This window comes from Vitiosangium sp. GDMCC 1.1324, from assembly GCF_003044305.1.
Taxonomy (GTDB): Bacteria; Myxococcota; Myxococcia; order Myxococcales; family Myxococcaceae; genus Archangium.
On the sequence record NZ_PZOX01000002.1, the window covers coordinates 757,057 to 775,065 of the forward strand.

The window sequence follows — 18,009 nt, forward strand, 5'->3', positions numbered from 1 at the left end:
CGAGGAGCGCACCCAGGGGACGTGCGTCAGAGGCGCTCCCGGGCCTGGGCCAGGGTGTACTCCGCATGCGTGGCGACGACCGGACCTGTCTTCTCCACCAGCCACGCGGGTGCGCCCTCCGGCAGGTAGAAGTCCTCCTCGAAGGGCGACAGCCCCAGGTGGCGCAGGTAGTCCTTGAGCATGTCGAACGTGAACCGGTCCCTCACCCGGCGCGCCTGGTACTGCTCCAGCTTCTCGAAGGGAAAGGGCTCACCGGACTGGTCGAAGACCCAGTGGCCCCCGTCATTGGATGCACTCACGACCCGCACGTAGTTAAGCCAGTCCGTCCGGTGTGGGCCGTACACCTCGAGCATCACGGCTCCATAGCGACCTTCACCCTTACGGTAGGTGTGAGGGACCGCGACCACACGCAGGCCCCGACAGCCCACGGTCCTGGCCATGTAGGCCATGGGGCTCGCGGCATCGGTCCCAGTCCACCCGTTGTCGACGTACGCCGTCCAGGGGCTGCGTGTGGGAATGAAGAGGTCCCGCCGCGTCTCCCCACCAGTCAAGGGCAGCAGACTGGAGAGGGCCTGCTCCAGGGTGCCCGAAACGGGGCGCACCTCCACGGAGATGCCACGGGGCGCCATCAGCCTTCCCTGCCATGCCGCGAAGGCGCGGGCAGCGTGCTCCGCAGCGGTCTCCAGGAATCCCATCGTCGAAGTGACAGGCGCCCAGCGGTCATCCAGGAGCAGTCCCTTCATATTCTCAGTCATCGGGTGAGCCTTGCCCGTCAGGGCACAATGAGGAGGAGGGTCTCCGCATCCGGGTCGTTGGACGTGGTGCGCGACTGGTGGCCAGGGCCACGGCCCGACGTGGGCGTGTCGTACTCCACATGGTAGCGGCGGCCGTTATAGTCGAACTGCAGGTCCGGTCGATTGGTTCCTACGCGCTGGCCGTTGTCCAGCTTGAGCTGCTGCTGATTCACCCGAATGTTCCTGGCACCTATGTCCTGCAGGTATTCGATGTCCGCCTGGACCTGCGCATTCTGGGTGGGGCTGGAGCCAATTGGCCGTTTCGTCGACAGTTCCCCAGGCACTTTCGGGCTGACTGCGACATCCTGAGGCAGACGTGGGCCAGGAACTACCAGCCGTGTCGGGTTGTTGCCAGCGAGCGCCTGGACCAGGCCCGGCGATGGCGCGGGTGCTGCTGGCACCGGAGCGGGTGCTGCTGGCGCGGGAGCGGGCGCTGCTGGCGCGGGAACGGGTTCCGGAGCGGGTTCAGTGGCTCGCGACACCGGCTGTCGCGGCGCCGGAGCTTCGCCCCCGAGTCCCTCCTGCCGGGAAAGCGAACGGAGTGCTGGCTCCGAGCCCACCCGAACCACGCGCGAGAACACTCCCTGCAGGACCTTGGTTCCCGTCAGTCCCAACAACAGGACCTTCAGTTCGCGCTGGACCGCCTCCGCCAGGTGCTGCCGCACCTCGAGCATCGTCCGGGCGATATGAGGGGTCGTGGCCGGAGAGATGAGGGTGGGAACGATGAGCGCCCCTCCCGCTCCGCGGTACCAGGCGTACCTCGCGCGTCCTGAGCTGGAGGCATTGGCTGCCACGTCCGCGAGGGCTGTGTCCCGGTCCGGGAAGATGGCTGCATTCAGCGGCTCCGCGCTCGTGAGTCTCAGGTCGACATGGGTCTCCGGGACGAGGACGGGCAGCGGCAATCCCTCGCAATAGAGGAGATACCCTCCCGCGGTGATGCCAAAGCCCACGGCCGTCACTCGGAGGTCGACGAAATCCGGATGCGCTCGGGGGTCTCCCAACTGAGAGGCCCGGGGCAATTCGATGCCGAGCTGGCGCAGTTCCTCTGCCTGTTGAGGCGTGGGGACCTCGAGATCGACCTCGACGGCCTGCGGCCCGGCTCGTGCCACGCCAGGGAAATCCTGAGCTGCGACAGGACTCTTCTGCCCATACCACCGAGGCCCGCCCAGGGAGGGCGTCGCGGCACATCCCGTGAGCAACAACACGAGTGCAAGCCCACCCAACCGATGGAGCCCCCGCACCGTGGAACGGCGACGTGTGACGAGGGGCGTGGTTCGAGGAACGTGCGCGGAGTCCACGGTGGGTCGCATGAAGCAACGATGCAAGACCGGCGTGGAGTCCAGAAGGATGTGAGAGGTCAATGGCAGCAGGCCCAGCAACGGTGGTGAGTGTGTAACTCCGCGCTCTCCCCAAGGGCGACCGTGGCTGCCGTGAGTTCCGCCAGCAGCGCCCGAGCCTCCTAGAGGTCCGTGCACTCACCGCCCGCAGCGAGCCGGGCACACGCCCGCTCCAGCATCCGCCGCGACTCCTCCGGACGACCCATGTCCCGCAGCAGACGGCACAGGCTCACCGTCTCACTCCAAGCGGCCAGGAAGCTCCTTCAGCAGTCGCCGAGCCTCCTCCGCACTCCCCATCTCCCGCAGCTGGCGGCACAGGCTCTCGGTCGTGCGCAGCTCCACCGTGAACTCGTCCAGCAGGGTTCTCGCCTCCCGAAGGTCGAGCATGTCGACGTCCGCGTCGAACCGGGCACAGGCTCGCGCCAGGAGGCGACAGGCTTCCTCCATCCCTCCCTCGTCCCGCAGCAGACGGCACAGGCTCACCGTCGCGCGCAGCTCGAAGAGTCCCGCTCCCTGCCTGCGGGCGACCGCGATGGCGCGGATGAAGCAGGACTTCGCCTCGCGCTCCCTCCTCGCTGCCCACAACAGCTCTCCGTGAAGGCGGTGCAGCTCCGCCTCGCAGCTGCGCTCCCCCGTGGCCTCCCCGAAGCCCAGGGCCTCGTTCACCACGTTCAATCCCTCCTGGATGTGCCCCTGCTCGAGGTGGATGCTCGCGAGCAGGAGGCAGCGATAGGGGACTCCGACACGAAGCCCCCGACTCCACTCGCGCCTGCTCGCCTGCTGGATGAGGGCGAGCCCCTCACGAGGTCGCCCCAGCCTGGCCAGACACCATCCCCGGATGAGCGTCGGCCAGGACATCCACAGCCCATGGTCGGATTCGTGGCAGAGCGCGATGAGCTGCTCCGCCCACTTCAGCGCCTCCTGGACCTCGCCACGAATCTGACAGGACAGGGACGCATACGACAGCACATAGGCCGTGGTCTGGGGATGATCCACGCGCTCGGCCAGCGCCAGTGCCTCCCGGCCATACCCCATGGCCCTCCCGGGCTGGCCGAGCAGGGAGCAGATCGCAGAGGAGAGGGCCAGCGCCGCCGTTCTCGGCTCGAGGCCATGTCGAAGGGCCAATCGCCGCGGGTGTTCGGACTCCAGGGGCATGGTGGCCACCGCCCGCTCGACGTGCTCTCCAGCGGCCCGCACCCGGCCCGCCGTCAAGAGGCTGATGGCCATCATCCGGTGGCCCACGGAGCGCAGTTCCGGACTGTGCTGCCGCATGCCCAGGCTCACGAGCATCCCCGCCAGCTCGAACATCCGCTCGAGCTCCACCCGCGCGTAGAAGTAGACGAACATCCCCAGGGAGCACAGCTCCGCTTGCGGCTGCTCCTCTCCCACCTGGGAGAAGAGCTCGCGCATCCGGGAGGAGAGTCGCTCCATCTCGGGCGAGCCATAGCCATGCAGGTGGGCAGTCGGAATGCTCAGGACGCTCGAGAGCTGCAACTCCGCGCCGAGGCGCTGGCGGGCATCCTTCAATCCAGGCAGGAGCTTCAACGCCGCAGTGAGATGACTCACCGCTTCCTGCATGGACGAGCGGTGGTTGGCGAGCTGCCCGGCCAGGAGCCAGTAGCGGATGGCCGGCTCGGCCTGCCCCGCTTCCGTATGGTGTTGCGCGAGAATCTCCGGCTTCGACGCCACCCGCTCTGCGAAGCGTTCCTCCAGCACCCGCGCGATACGCCCGTGGTGCCGCCTCCGCTCACCGCGCGGCAGGGACTGATACGCCGCCTCCTGGATGAGCGCGTGCCGGAACAGGTACCCGGGTCCCCACGTGGCCCCCGTGTCCTCCTGTAGCAGCCCCGCCTCCACCAGGCCGGCGAGCTCCCGCTCCAGCACCGCGTCCTCCACGTCCATCAGCGCGGAGATGAGGACGCGCGGGAAGTCACGCCCCAACACCGCGCACAGCTGCGCCAGCGCCTTCTGGCGCGACGGCAGCAGGTCCAACCTCGCCAACAACAACTCCCGCAGGGTGACCGGGATGGACGCCGCCCCCCCCTCCAGCACCATGCACGTCATCTCCTCGATGAAGAGCGGGATGCCATCCGTCCTGTGCACCAGCCGCTGGAGCAGCGCCTCCGGCAGCTCACGGCCCCCGGCCACCTCCTTCACCAGCGCCGCGGCGAGTCCGGCCGGCAGCCGCTCCAACGCGAGCGTGTGGAACCAGGGCCATCGCCCCCAGTCCGGTAGGAACTCCGGGCGGGCGCTCAGGGCGACGAGGAACCTCGCCTTCCCCACGCGCTCCAGGAGGAAGCCCAGGAACTCCAGGTGGGTGGAGTCGGCCCAGTGCAGGTCCTCGACGATCAGGAGCACCGGCGCCTCATGCCGGGCCCTGTGCAGGAGGATGCGCGCCAGCGTCTCGAAGATTCGCTCCTTGCGCTGCTCGTGCGTGAGCTGGAACACCGGTGAGTCTTCCGGGATGGGCAGGGACAGGAGCAGCCCCATCAGGTGCATGTCCTCCAGGGACAGCCCCATCTCCCGGAGCTGTGCCTTCAATACCCGCAGACGCTGGGAAGGGGTCTGTTCCGGGAGGAAGCGGACCACGTCCCGCAGCAGCGCCACCGCCGGATGCACGGCCTGGGTACTGAACCGGAACCAGCACTGGACCCGGAGCCGCAGGGCCGGCTCCGAAGCCACCCGCTCGCACAACTCCTGGAGGAGACGGGACTTGCCAATGCCCGCCTCGCCACTCATCAGGACGAAGGCTCCCTGCCCGCCTCGAGCCCGCTCCCAGAGAGAGAGGAGCCGCTCCAACTCGCGCTCGCGCCCCACCAGCGGCGAGAGACGTCCGGTCACCAGCGTCCGCTCGAACCGGGAGCCACTCTCGCGCTCGCGCAGCACACGATGGGATTCCAGGCACATGCTCCCGGAAAGCCCCTCGAAGGTGCGGGACCCGAGCGACTCCGTGTGGAAGGCACCGCGCACCAGCTTCCACGGCGCATCGTCCATCACCACGCTCCCGGGCTCGGCCTGCCGCGCGAGCCACGCGGCCACCTTGGGGGCCTCGCCCAGGAGGAACAGCGAACCTCCGCGCGAGTCCGACCCATGCCCCCCCACCGCCATCAATTCCGTGTGGATGCCGCCCCGCCCGGACAGCTCGGAGAGGACCCGATGCGGCAGCCGGCGGCGCAGCGACTCTCCCAGGCCCTGGGTGAGCTGGAACCCCGCCCGCACCGCGCGCTCCGCGTCATCCTCCCGCCCCTGGAGCCAGCCGAAGCACGCAAGCACCTCGCCCCCGATGGCCAAGGCCACGCAGCCTCCATGCCGCTCGATGACCTCCGCGCAGGTCTCGTGGAAGGCAGCCTCCAGCTCGACCATTTCGTCGGCGTCCAGCGGAGCATCCCTCCCGGTGCGCACCGCGAGCGCGACCGCGACCAGTGTCACCTGCCGACGCTGGGGCATGGCACTCCGCGGTACCTCGGCCATGGGCCGGAGCCGCGCCCGCACCTCGAGCAACTCCTCCCGCAGCTCCAGCGCCGAGCGGAAGCGCCGGGCCGGGTCCTTGGCCAGCGCGGTGGCCAGCAACGCCTCCACCTCCCGAGGGACCTCCGGGTAGCGCGTGCGCACGGGAAGCACGGGTTCGGAGGAGGTCGCCCAGGACTGCTGCTCGTCGCGCCGGCTCCCAGGACACGGAGTCCTGCCGGTGAGCATCTCGTACAACACAACCCCCGCCGCCCATACGTCCGTGCGAGCGTCCTGAGACTCCCCCCGCCACTGCTCGGGCGCCATGTAGGCCGGCGTTCCCGCCAGGGGCAGGCGCCGCGCGGGGCCAGCACTGGCCGCCATGAGCTGGGACACGCCGAAGTCCAGCAGCTTCACCGTCCCCTGCCGGGTGAGGAAGACGTTGGCTGGCTTGAGATCGCGGTGCACCAGGCCCCGCTCGTGCGCGTGCGCCAGCCCCACGCTGATGCCGTCCAGCACCTCCAACGCGCGCTGGACGTCCAGCCGCCCCCGCTTCAGCAGTGCGGCGAGCGACTCCCCCTCCAGGCACTCCATCACCAGGAACGGGATGCCCGGCATGTCGGGGAGGACCTTCCATTCGGCGACGTCGAAGATGCGGACGATGTTCTCGTGGTCCAACCGGGCCACCGCCCGGGCCTCGCGCAGCACCTCCTCGCTGCACACGCGAGGCACGAGGAACTTGAGCGCCACCTCGCGATGCAGCGTCTCGTCCCGGGCCCGGAACACCTGTCCCATCCCGCCACCGCCCATCCACTCGAGAATCTCGTACCGCTCGCCATCCCGCCCCCCGAGCCGCTCCCCGGAGATGGGCAGCACCCGCAACGGCTCCGTCCCGAGCACCTCCTCCATGAACAAGTCCCAGGACCCAGGCTCCGCGCTCACCTCATGGGCATCCTCGCGCATCCCCGCTCCCTCGTCGTGGCCCTCCCCGCCTCAGGGATGGAGCGGCCCCAGGGGAGTCGTGACCGGGGCCTGCCCCGCCGACCTGCTCGGCCCGGGAGCATCCAGGGGAACCCTCATCCCAGTCCGCTCACGGAGGGAGAGGGAACGGCCACGGTCTCCGTGAGCTCCGCCAGCAATGCCCGCGCCTCCTGGAGGTCCGTCCACTCACCGTCCGCCGCGAACCGGGCACACGCCCGCTCCAGTATCCGCCGCGCCGCCTCTGGACGGCCCATGTCCCGCAGCAGATGGCACAGGCTCACCGTCGCGCGCAGCTCGAAGAGGACGGCCCCCTGCTCGCGGGCAAGGGTGATGGCGCGGATGAAGCCATACCTCGCGTCCCGCTCCCGTCCCAGCCGCCGCAGACACTCGCCTCGCATACGGTGCAACTCGGCGGCGACGTCGCGCTCACCCGTCATCGCGCTCCGGGCCAGCCCTTCATGAACCGCCGCCAGGGCTTCCCGGACCTGACCCAGCTTCAGGAGGATCTTCGCCAGTAGGGACTGGTTGACGGGAACAGTCACGAGAATACCGGTCTTCCGCCAGAGCCCGAGCTCATGCCGCACGAGCTCGAGGCCCTCGAGCGGCCGGCCCAGCTCGGACAATGCCCAGCCTCGAAGAACCGCGGCCCATGTGCGCCACACCACGAAGCCACGCTCCCTGGCGAGCGCGAGCACCTGGTCCGCCAGCGGCAACGTCTCGGGGACCTCCCGGCGAAGGGCACAAGCCATGGCCGCATAGACTTGTGTGAAGGCGGTGGTATGGGGATGACCCACGCGCCCGGCCAACTCCAGCGCCTCCCGGCCACACCGCCGCGACTGCTCCATCTGGCCCAGGAACGCGTGCACGATGGCTCCACTGGCCAACGCCGTCGTCTGGGGGTCGACCCCGTATTGCGCGGCCAATGCCCGGTGCTCCTCGAGCGTGAAGTCCGCGCAGTCCAGAGCGAGCTCCAGGTGATGCAAGGCATCGCACGCCCGTCCCCGGTCGAGATGAAGGCCCGCCAGGAGCCGGTAGCCCAGGACCCGAAGCCCCCGATGGTCGTGGCGCACAGCCACGTCCACGAGCCACTCCGCCTGCTCCTGGGCCTGTTGGAATTCAGCTCGCACGATGTAATAGGCAAAAGGTGACCACCAGGCCAGCTCGAGCCCCGGCAATGCCTCGCCCACCTGGAAGATAAGCATCCGGATGCGGGCATACATCCGCTCGACCTCGGGCGCGAAATTGCCATACAGATGCACCATCGCCATCCCCAGGGACATGCGGATGCGCAGCTCCATCTGGAGGCGTTGCTGTTCATCCGCCAGGACAGGCAACAGCTCCAGAGCCCGGAACAGATGACTCACGGCCTCGGGGTAATCTTGACGCTCGAGGGCAAGCCGTCCGGCCTTCTCCCAATAACCGATTGCGGGCGCGTGCTCCCCCGCTTGTGTGAGGTGGCACGCGAGCCCCTCGGGCCGCCTCTCGACCACCTCGGGGAGGCGCTCGGCCAGGACCCGGGCAATGCGCCGGTGGTGGTGCATCCGCGTCCTCCGGGACAGGGACTGGTACGCCACCTCCTGGAAGAGCGCGTGCCGGAACTGGTACCCGGGCATTCCATACCGCTCCTGCTCCTGAAGCAGTCCCGCCTCCATCAGCCCGGCCAGATCTCGACGGAAGGCGGTCTCCTCGCGCTCCGACACCGCCATCAGCAACGCGAGACAGCAAGCCCGCCCCACCACCGCGCACAGCTGCGCCAGGGCCTTCTGTCGCGAGGGCAGCATGTCCAGCCGGGCCAACAACAGCTCGTGCAGGGTGAGCGGAATGGACGCCGCCGCCCCGCCCTCCAACACCATGCGCGTCATCTCCTCGATGAAGAGGGGAATCCCATCCGTCTTCTCCACCAGTGCACGGACCGTCTCCTGCGGGAGCTCGTCGTCCCGGGCCACTTCCCGCACCAGGCTCGAGGCGGACCCGGCGGACAGACGCTCCAACACGAGCCGGTGGAACCAGGTGCGCCGGGGCCAGTCCGGCTGGAACTCCGGGCGGGCGCTGAGGACGATGAGCAACCCCGCGCTCGCGGCCCGCTCCAGGAGCAGGCCCAGCCACTCCAGCAGGGTGGAGTCGGCCCAGTGCAGATCCTCCACCACCAGGAGCCTGGACAGGTCATTGCAAGAACAGCGTGCGAGGACGCACACCAGGAACTCGAAGGTCTTCTCCCGGCGCCGCTCGGGCGTGAGCCGCAGGACCGGGGAGTCCTCGGGAACGGGCAGGCCCAGCAGCAGTTCCAGCAGGTGCGTGCACTCCTGGGGCACGCCCGTCCCTCGCAGATGCGCCTCCAGCTTCTCCAGGCGCAGCGGAGCAGGATCCTCCGGGCGGATGCCCACCACCGTCTGAAGTATCTCGATGATCGGGTGCAGGGCGTCGGCGCTGAACCGGGACCAGCACTGCACGCGGATGGGAGTGGACGCCCCCTCCACCCGCTCACAGAGCGCCTCGATGAGGCGGGACTTGCCAATGCCCGCCTCTCCGCTCACCAGCACGACGGCCCCCTGTCCCCGCCGCGCCTGCTCCCACAGCTCCAGGAGCCGCCCCAGCTCGCGCTCCCGTCCCACCAGTGGCGAGAGACGCTCCGCCACATGGGCCCGCTCGAACCGCGAGGCCGACTCCCGCTCGCCCAGCACGCGGTGGGCCTCCAGGCTCACGCTTCCCGACAGTCCCTCGAAGGTGTGGGACCCGAGCGGCTCGGCCTGGAAGGAGCCGCGCACGAGCTTCCAGGTCCCCTCGCTGATGAGCACCTCACCCGGCCCGGTTCGCCCTGCGAGCCACGCGGCCACCTTGGGCGCCTCGCCCTGGAGCCGAGTCCCCACCGCCATCAACTCCGTGTGGATGCCGCTCCGCACAGACAGCCCGGAGAGGGACAGGGATGGCAACTTGCGTTGAAGCGTCTCCTTCAGCCCACGGGTGAGCTGCAGCCCCGCGCGCACCGCGCGCTCCGAGTCGTCCTCCCTCCCTTGCGTCCAACCGAAGCACGCGAGCACCTCTCCGCCCATGGACAGGACCACAGAGCCACCGTGCCGCTCGATGACCTCGACGCACGCCTCGTGGAAGGCCAATTCCAGCTCGCCCATGTCCTCGGTATCGAGCGGCACTCCATTCCCGGCGAGCCCTGCGAGCTGACAGGACACCAGCGTCACCTGCCGCCGCTGGGGCTCTGCGGTGGGTCCTCGCATCTCGCGCCCGGATTCGAAGAGACGCCCACGCAGCTCGCGCACCTCCTCCCGCAGCTCCAGCGCCGAGGAGAAACGCCGGGCCGGCTCCTTCGCCAGTGCCGTGGCCAGCAGCGCCTCCACCTGCCGGGGCACCTCCGGGTGGCGCATGCGGATGGGTGGAGCCGGCTCCGGGGAAGTCACCCGCCCGCTCAGCTCCGCCAGCGAGGCCCCCTGGAAGGGCGGCTCCCCGGTGAGCAGCTCGTGCAGCACCACGCCAGCCGCCCAGATATCGGTACGCGCATCCTGCGCTTCTCCCCGCCATTGCTCCGGCGCCATGTAGGCCGGCGTGCCTCCACCCAGCTGGAGCGTGGAGCGGACCGGCTCCTCGGCGAGATGGGACAGGCCGAAGTCCAGCAGCTTCACACTGCCCTCCCGGGTGAGGAAGACGTTGCCGGGCTTGAGGTCGCGGTGGACGATGCCTCGCTCGTGCGCGTGCGCCAGGCCCGCGGCAATGGCCTCGAGAATCTCCAACGCACGCCGGAGCCCAGGACGCTCTCGCCTCAGCAGCCCGGCGAGCGTCTCTCCCTCCAGGAGTTCCATCACCAGGAAGGGCACCTGGGTGTGCCCGGATGGGGGGCTCCACTGCGCCACGTCGAAGATTCGGACGATGTTCTCGTGGTCCAGCCGCGCCACCGCCCTCGCCTCGGCGAGTGTCAGCGCCTCGAATCCCTTGCGAGGCAGCAGGAACTTCAGTGCCACCTCACGCTGCAACGTCGCGTCCCGTGCGCGGAACACCTGCCCCATTCCGCCCTGCCCCATCTGCTGGAGGATGTGGAAGCGCTGTCCCTCCGGGCCTCCGAGCCGCTGCCCGGGGACGGGCAACCGTGACGACGGCCCAGCCTGGAGAACCTCCTTCAGGAAGGAGTCGCCGAAATCCGTCCCCTCGGAAGCCTCACTCGCACGCGTGGAAGGCCACGCCTGCCCATCCTCCTGTGGAGCATCCCTGCGCATCTCGCCTCTCCAAGCCGCATCCACGGGTCACACCTCTCCTCGGAGAAGGAGCGTGTGCCATCGAGATGTGAGGGAGCCGGAGGGCCGTGCGCGGCAGGTGCAGTCCGTCCACCGGAGAGGCGTGGGAGCCCCTCACTGCCCGCTGATGTCCTCCAGCTCACGAATGAAACACCGTGAAACACGCTTGTGCAGGATGGCGCAGTTGCAGCGCTCAGTGGAGGTTGCGCAACACCCGGGCCGCGTCATGGAAGACCTTGGCGAGGACCGGGTACTCTGGAGCGTGCGCCTCGAGAAATGCCGCATCTTCAGGACGCCCGGCGATTTCCAGCACGGAGGCAGCCTGAGGGGAGGCGTTTGGGAAGGTTGCCGTGATCATCCTCCGGGCTGCCGTACGGAGCGACTCCCGAGCCGTCTGGGGGAACGAGACGAAGAGGCGCTCCCGGTGCCGGAGAAGGAGCCTGAAGAGGTTGTCGTAGAAGTAGAGCGCTTCACGATCTTGCATCAAGAGCTGTTCGCTCAGGGGCTCGGCTGCGGAAATAAATGCGGGAAGTACCGGCACCAGTGTGTCTGGAACATCCTCCGCGAGCACTGCGAGGGCCCGGGTCTTGTGGCAAAGGGAGACCGTGGGGTCACGCGCCCAGGCAGCCAACTCCACGGGTGACTTCTCCAGCAACACCCACAACCCGTGCAAGCCATGGGGCTCGGGCAGGGAGAGCGTCTCCAGGCTTCGCCGCACGGAAGGGAGCAAATCCGGGTGCCGCTGTTTCCAGAGGACACACGCCAACTCATTCACCTCCGAGCGCTCCGGCGTGCCACGCGCAAGCCGCTCCAGCCTGCGAACGAGGCCTGCTCGTGCGATGCCGCCCTTGATGCGCCCGAGCGCCTGGGTGATATCCTCAATGACGGCCGCACCGTCATGGTCCCCTCGAGACTCCTCAATGGCGAGCTGCTGTTCGAGCCGCCTGGCGCTGGCAACTCCGCCGAGCTCGCCCAGGCCGAAGGCGGCGGCCTGCCGCACCAGCGAATCGGCATCCGCCAGCATCACCTCCAGGACTGCCCGTACCTGCCGAGGCCCAGCGCCAAGCTGAGGGATGAGCGAGCGGGCTCCAGCCTCGTCACCCTCTTTGACGGCCTGAACCAGTTGCGCGCGAATCTGTGACACACCCATTTTGGAGACCATCGCTCGCCCTTGCTCGTGCCTACGGATAGCTCACCCCTGGGGGGACGTACCGCCTGAGCAGTGTTCCGTCGAGCAGGTAGAGTTCATGAGAGGAGAGCGATTCGCACCGCCAAAGCAAGTTTGCTCATGCGCCCGAGCATGCCCGACTTCCAACCTCGTATGGCCCGGCCATGGTGCGATGACGCCCACTGCATGGAGCGTTTCTAGAGTGACCCCGCGCTCTCCTTGAGGGGCACGACCGTGGCTGTCGTGAGCTCTTCCAGCAGCGCCCGCGCCTCCTGGAGATCCGTCCACTCACCACCCGCAGCGAACCGGGCACACGCCCGCTCCAGCATCCGCCGCGCCGCCTCCGGACGGCCCATGTCCCGCAGCAGATGGCACAGGCTCACCGTCGCGAGCAGCTCGAACAGGGCGGCTCCCTGCTCGCGGGCAAGGGTGATGGCGCGGATGAAGCCATACCTCGCGTCCCGCTCCCTTCCCAGCCGCCGCAGGCACTCGCCCCGGAGACGGTGCAGCTCGGCGGCGACGTCGCGATCACCCGTCATCGCGCCCCAGGCCAGCCCTTCATGAACCGCCGCCAGGGCTTCCCGGACCTGTCCTAACTTCAGGTGGACTTCCGCGAGCAGGCTCAGCCTGTAGGGTGTGTGAGGCGTGCCGGCACGAATGCCGAGGGCCCGCCAGTGCTCGAACTCCTGCCGCATGAGCGCGAGACCCTCATGCGGTTGCCCCAGCTCGGACAGGGCCCAGGCCCGGACGAGTGCCGCCCACGAGTGCCACATCACGAAGCTGCGCTCGCTGGAAAGCGCCATGGCCTTCTCCGCCAGCTCCATGGCTTCCGGTACATCACCGCGGATGGCGCAGGCCACGGCAACGCAGACCTGCGTCAACGCCAGGGTGTGAGGATGACCGACGCGCTCGGCCAGCTCCAATGCATCCCGAGCCCACCGCCGGGAGGCATCCATCTGGCCCAGGAATACCTGCACGATGGCACCATGGGCCAGTGCCGCCGTCCTGGGCTCGATCCAATAGTTCACGGCGATCGCTCGATACTCCTCGAGTGGGGGCTCCGGGCCGCCCAGGATGCACTCCAGCTCTTGCACGGATTCCCGCAACCGCCCCCAGCAGAAGAGCAGGACCGCATTCATACGATGGCCCAGGTTGAGCAGCCCCAGCCGCCCGTGGCGCCGCCCCAGGTCCACGAGCCGCTCCGCCAGCTCCTTCGCCTGGGAGTACTCGGAGCGCGCGAAGCAATAGACGAAGAGACCCCAGAAGCACAGGTCGAGCCGCGGCAACGCCTCGCCCACTCGGGGGATGAGCTCCCAGACGCGGGCGAACATCCGCTCCGTCTCGGGCACGTCGTAGCGCTGCACCTGCAGCATCGAAAGGCCCAGGGCCATGCGCAGCTCCAACTCCCGCTGGAGGCGCAGCTGTGCATCCGCCAGGACAGGCAACAGCTCCAACGCCCGGGTCAGATGACTCATCGCCTCGGCGTTGTCTTGACGCTCGAGGGCAAGCCGTCCAGCCTTCTCCCAATAATCGATGGCGGGCGCGTGCTCCCCCGCTTCCGTGAGGTAGTACGCGAGCACCTCGGGCGCCCCCTCCACCACCTGGGGAAGATGCTCGGCCAATACCCGGGCAATGCGCCGGTGGTGGTGCATCCGCGTCCTCCGGGACAGGGACTGGTACGCCACCTCCTGGAAGAGCGCGTGCCGGAACTGGTACCCGGGCATCCCATACCGCTCCTGCTCCTGGAGCAACCCCGCGTCCATCAGCCCGGCCAGATCTCGCCGGAGGGGGGCATCCTCTCGCTCCGACACCGCCGCCAGCATATGGAGACAGAAGGCCCGCCCCACCACTGCGCCCAGCTGAGCCAGGGCTTTCTGGCGCGAGGGCAGCATGTCCAGCCGGGCCAGCAGCAGCTCGTGCAGGGTGAGCGGGATGGGCGCCGCCGTCCCGCCCTCCAGCACCATGCGCGTCATCTCCTCGATGAAGAGGGGAATCCCATCCGTCTTCTCCACCAGCGTCTGGACCGTCTCCTCCGGAAGCTCGCGGCCCCGGGCCACCTCCCGCACCAGGCTCGTGGCGGACCCGGCGGACAGACGCTCCAACACGAGCCGGTGAAACCACACGTACCGGGGCCAGTCCGGCTGGAACTCCGGGCGGGCACTGAGGACGATGAGGACCCTGGCACTCTCCATCCGCTCCAGGAGGAAGCCCAGGAGCTCCAGCAGGGTGGAGTCGGCCCAATGCAGGTCCTCGATGACCAGGAGCTCTGGCGACTCCTCACAAGGGCAGTGCACGAGGACGTGCGCCAGGGACTCGAAGGTCTTCTCCTTGCGCCGCTCGGGCGTGAGCTGGAGCACCGGTGAGTCCTCGGGAACGGGCAGGGCCAGCAGGAGACCCAGCAGATGCGTGTCCTCCTGGGACAGGCCCATCCTCCGCAACCGCTCCTCCAACTTCTCCAGGCGCAGTGGGGGAGGATCCTCCAGGTTGGAGCCCACCACCTTCTGGAGCATCTCGATGATCGGATGCAGCTCGCGGGCGCTGAACCTGGACCAGCACTGCACCTGAATCAGGTGGGCCGACTCCGAGGCCATCCGCTCGCACAGCGCCTCGATGAGGCGAGACTTGCCGATACCCGCTTCGCCATTCACCAGGACGAAGGAGCCCTTTCCTCGCCGAGCCTGCGCCCAGCATTCCAGAAGCAGCCCCAGTTCGCGCTCCCGTCCCACCAGCGGCGAGAGACGCTCCGCCACATGGGCCCGCTCGAACCGCGAGGCAGACTCCCGCTCGCGCAGTACCTGGTGGGCCTCCATGCTCACGCGCCCCAAGAGCCCCTCGAAAACCTGGGAACCGAGCGGCTCGGCCAGGAAGGAGCCACGCACGAGCTGCCACGTCCCGTCGCTGATCACCACACCGCCAGAGCTACCCCACCGCGCGAGCCACGCGGCCACCTTGGGCGCCTCGCCCTGGAGCCGAGCCCCCACCGCCATCAACTCCGTATGCACGCCGCTCCGCACGGACAGCCCAGCGAGGACCAGGTGCGGCAACCTGCGTTGGAGCATCTCCTCCAGTCCACGGGTGAGCTGCAGCCCCGCTCGCACCGCGCGCTCCGAGTCGTCCTCCCTCCCCTGCATCCAGCCGAAGCACGCGAGCACCTCTCCGCCCATGGACAGGGCCACGGAGCCACCGTGCCGCTCGATGACCTCCACACAGGCCTCGTGGAAGGCCAGCTCCAGCTCGCCCAGGTCCTCGGTATCGAACGGCGCTCCGCTCCCGGCGAGCCCTGCGAGCTGACAGGACACCAGCGTCACCTGCCGCCGCTGGGGCTCGGCGGTGGGCCTCCATCCCTCGCACCCGGCGCCGAAGAGACGCCCGCGCAGCTCGCGCACCTCCTCCCGCAGCTCCAGCGCCGAGGAGAAACGCCGGGCCGGCTCCTTGGCCAGCGCCGTGGCCAGCAGCGCATCCACCTGCCGCGGCACCTCCGGGTGGCGCACGCGGATGGGTGGAGCCGGCTCCGGGGAAGTCACCCGCTCGCTCAGCTCCGCCAGCGAGGCCCCCTGGAAGGGCGGCTCCCCGGTGAGCAGCTCGTGCAGCACCACTCCGGCCGCCCATATGTCGGTACGCGCATCCTGCGCTTCTCCCCGCCACTGCTCCGGCGCCATGTAGGCCGGCGTGCCTCCGCCCAGCTGGAGCGCGGAGCGGACCGGCTCCTCGGCGAGATGGGACAGGCCGAAGTCCAGCAGCTTCACACTGCCCTCCCGGGTGAGGAAGACGTTGCCGGGCTTGAGGTCGCGGTGGACGATGCCTCGCTCGTGCGCGTGCGCCAGGCCCGCGGCAATGGCCTCGAGAATCTCCAACGCACGCCGGAGCCCAGGACGCTCTCGCCTCAGCAGCCCGGCGAGCGTCTCTCCCTCTAGGAGCTCCATCACCAGGAAGGGCACCTGGGTGTGCCCGGGTGTGGGGCTCCACTGCGCCACGTCGAAGATGCGGACGATGTTCTCGTGGTCCAGCCGCGCCACCGCCCTCGCCTCGGCGAGTGTCAGCTCCTCGAATCCCTTGCGAGGCAGCAGAAACTTCAGTGCCACCTCGCGCTGCAACGTCGCGTCCTGTGCGCGAAACACCTGCCCCATTCCGCCCTGCCCCATCTGCTGGAGGATGTGGAAGCGCTGGCCCTCTGGGCCCCCGAGCCGCTGACCGGGAACTGGCAACCGTGACGACGGCCCGGCCCGGAGCACCTCCTTCAGGAAGGAGTCGCCGAAGTCCATCCCCTCGGAAGACTCACGCGCACGCGTGGGTGGCCCCGCCTGCCCGTCCTCCTGTGGAGCATCCCTGCGCATCTCGCCTCTCCAAGCCGCATCCACGGGTCACACCTCTCCCCGGAGAAGGAGGGTGTGACATCGAGACGTGAGGGAGCCGGAGGGCCGTGCGAGGCAGGTGCGGTCCGCCCACCGGAGGTGCGTGGAGGCCCCTCACTGCCCGCTGATGTCCTCCAGCTCACGGATGAAACACCGTGAAACACTTTCGAGGACCTCTGACCGCTGCACGACCTCGCGAGAGCCGGGTATCCGACGCTGGCACGCCGTCTGCAAAAACACCCAGGAAGTCCACCTGCCGCCCATGAGAGGGAGTCAGGTGTTTCACGAAACATGGGCAGCCCCTCCGGGGCAGGAGACCAAGATGAGCGAAGCGGTGACCGAGCAGGTCTGCAAGGATCCGGTGATGGTGCCGGTGGCACGGGTACCAGGCACCGAGCGGCACCGGGTCGTCATCATCGGCGGGGGCACGGCGGGAATCAGCGTGGCGGCCCGGCTGGCGCACGCGGGGCAGAAGGACGTGGCCATCCTCGAGCCCAGCGCGCACCACTACTACCAGCCGCTCTGGACCCTGGTGGGTGCCGGCGAGGCCCGCGTCGAGGACACCATCCGCGACGAGGCCCGCTACATCCCTCGGGGCGTGACGTGGCTCCAGGACTGGGCGGAGGAGGTGGACCCCGTAGCCCGCGTGGTGAGCACCCGGGGCGGCAAGCGCATCGGGTACGACTACCTCGTGGTGGCGCCCGGCATCCAGCTCGACTGGGACAAGGTGAAGGGCCTGCGCGAGGCGCTCGAGCAGCGGCCCAACGTCTCCAGCAACTACGACGTGCGCTACGCGCCCAAGACGTGGGAGATGATTCGTGCCTTCCAGGGAGGCACCGCCCTCTTCACCCACCCGGCCACGCCGGTGAAGTGCGCGGGCGCGCCGCAGAAAATCATGTACCTGGCCTCGGACCACTTCCGGAAGCGAGGCATCCAGGACGCGTCCCATGTCGTCTTCGCCTCCGCCGGCAAGGCCATCTTCGGGGTGAAGGAGTACGCCACGGTGCTGGAGCAGGTGGTGCAGCGCTACGGCATCGACACGCGCTTCCAGCACAACCTCACCGAGGTGCGCGGAGACAAGAACGAGGCCGTCTTCACGCGCACGCTGGCGGACGGGGCCACCGAGGAGGTGGTCATCCCCTACGGCATCCTCCACGTGTGCCCGCCGCAGAGCGCGCCGGACTTCATCAAGCGCAGCCCGCTGGCCTGGCAGGACGGAGGCACCCGGGGCTGGGTGAAGGCGAACAAGCACACGCTGCAGCACCCGGACTACCCCGAGGTGTTCGCGCTGGGGGATGCGTCGGACCTGCCCACCTCGCGCACCGGCGCCGCCATCCGCAAGCAGGCCCCCGTGCTGGTGGAGAACCTGCTCGCCGTGATGGCCGGCCGCGCGCCCACCGCGAAGTACGACGGCTATGCGTCCTGCCCGCTCACCACCGGCTACGGCAAGCTGCTGCTCGCCGAGTTCGACTACGACGGCAAGCCCACCCCCAGCTTCCCTGTCATCGACACCCTCAAGGAGCGCCGTGACATGTGGCTGCTCAAGAAGTACGGCCTGCCACAGCTCTACTGGAAGTTGATGTTGCGCGGGCGGGCCTGAGCCCTCCAAAACAGGGAGCCCTGCCGGGCCCGGTTTCGCGCGACTGGTCCGATGGTCGGACCAGTTGGTGAAAAACGCGGCCGGGAGAGGCT

General features: G+C 68.9%; 8 protein-coding genes. 2 read left to right on the forward strand and 6 right to left on the reverse strand.

The features are described 5' to 3' along the window. Positions 1-26 precede the first annotated feature (26 nt). From DAT35_RS58005 to DAT35_RS58010, 5 genes are all read right to left on the reverse strand, one after another. The gene (locus DAT35_RS58005) at positions 27-299 is read right to left on the reverse strand and encodes a hypothetical protein (RefSeq protein WP_146209611.1); all 273 of its coding nucleotides are present in this window, start codon (positions 297-299) and stop codon (positions 27-29) included. Positions 300-772: 473 nt separating this feature from the next. Next, the gene (locus DAT35_RS58830) at positions 773-1,903 is read right to left on the reverse strand and encodes a hypothetical protein (protein WP_158501592.1); all 1,131 of its coding nucleotides are present in this window, start codon (positions 1,901-1,903) and stop codon (positions 773-775) included. 465 nt (positions 1,904-2,368) lie between these two features. After that, complete coding sequence (locus DAT35_RS07560) at positions 2,369-6,541, reverse strand: protein kinase (RefSeq protein WP_108066205.1); 4,173 nt, start codon at positions 6,539-6,541, stop codon at positions 2,369-2,371. Between the two features lie 113 nt (positions 6,542-6,654). Continuing rightward, positions 6,655-10,779 carry a protein kinase gene (locus DAT35_RS07565; protein ID WP_108066206.1) on the reverse strand — a complete coding sequence of 1,375 codons (4,125 nt, stop codon included), beginning with the start codon at positions 10,777-10,779 and terminating at the stop codon, positions 6,655-6,657. 211 nt (positions 10,780-10,990) lie between these two features. Further along, the gene (locus DAT35_RS58010) at positions 10,991-11,515 is read right to left on the reverse strand and encodes a hypothetical protein (RefSeq protein ID WP_146209613.1); all 525 of its coding nucleotides are present in this window, start codon (positions 11,513-11,515) and stop codon (positions 10,991-10,993) included. Between the two features lie 18 nt (positions 11,516-11,533). Between DAT35_RS58010 and DAT35_RS58015 the strand changes: the two genes are divergently transcribed. Then, a complete protein-coding gene (locus tag DAT35_RS58015) occupies positions 11,534-11,938 on the forward strand; it encodes a hypothetical protein (protein WP_146209614.1) in 405 nt (134 codons plus the stop codon). 224 nt (positions 11,939-12,162) lie between these two features. Here the strand turns inward: DAT35_RS58015 and DAT35_RS07575 are convergent, their stop codons facing one another. Then, entirely contained in the window at positions 12,163-16,299 is a 4,137-nt protein-coding gene (locus DAT35_RS07575) for a protein kinase (protein WP_108066208.1), read from the reverse strand. Positions 16,300-16,639: 340 nt separating this feature from the next. On the opposite strand from DAT35_RS07575, the gene DAT35_RS07580 reads away from it, so the two are divergent. Beyond that, on the forward strand, positions 16,640-17,917 hold the full coding sequence (locus DAT35_RS07580; protein WP_108066209.1) for an FAD/NAD(P)-binding oxidoreductase: 1,278 nt from the start codon (positions 16,640-16,642) through the stop codon (positions 17,915-17,917). Positions 17,918-18,009: the final 92 nt, after the last annotated feature.

Coding starts and splice junctions, on each gene's coding strand:
- DAT35_RS07565 (WP_108066206.1), bottom strand. CDS start 10,779: ATGCGCAGGGATGCTCCACAGGAGGATGGGCAGGCGTGGCCTTCCACG.
- DAT35_RS07580 (WP_108066209.1), top strand. CDS start 16,640: ATGAGCGAAGCGGTGACCGAGCAGGTCTGCAAGGATCCGGTGATGGTG.
- DAT35_RS07575 (WP_108066208.1), bottom strand. CDS start 16,299: ATGCGCAGGGATGCTCCACAGGAGGACGGGCAGGCGGGGCCACCCACG.
- DAT35_RS07560 (WP_108066205.1), bottom strand. CDS start 6,541: ATGCGCGAGGATGCCCATGAGGTGAGCGCGGAGCCTGGGTCCTGGGAC.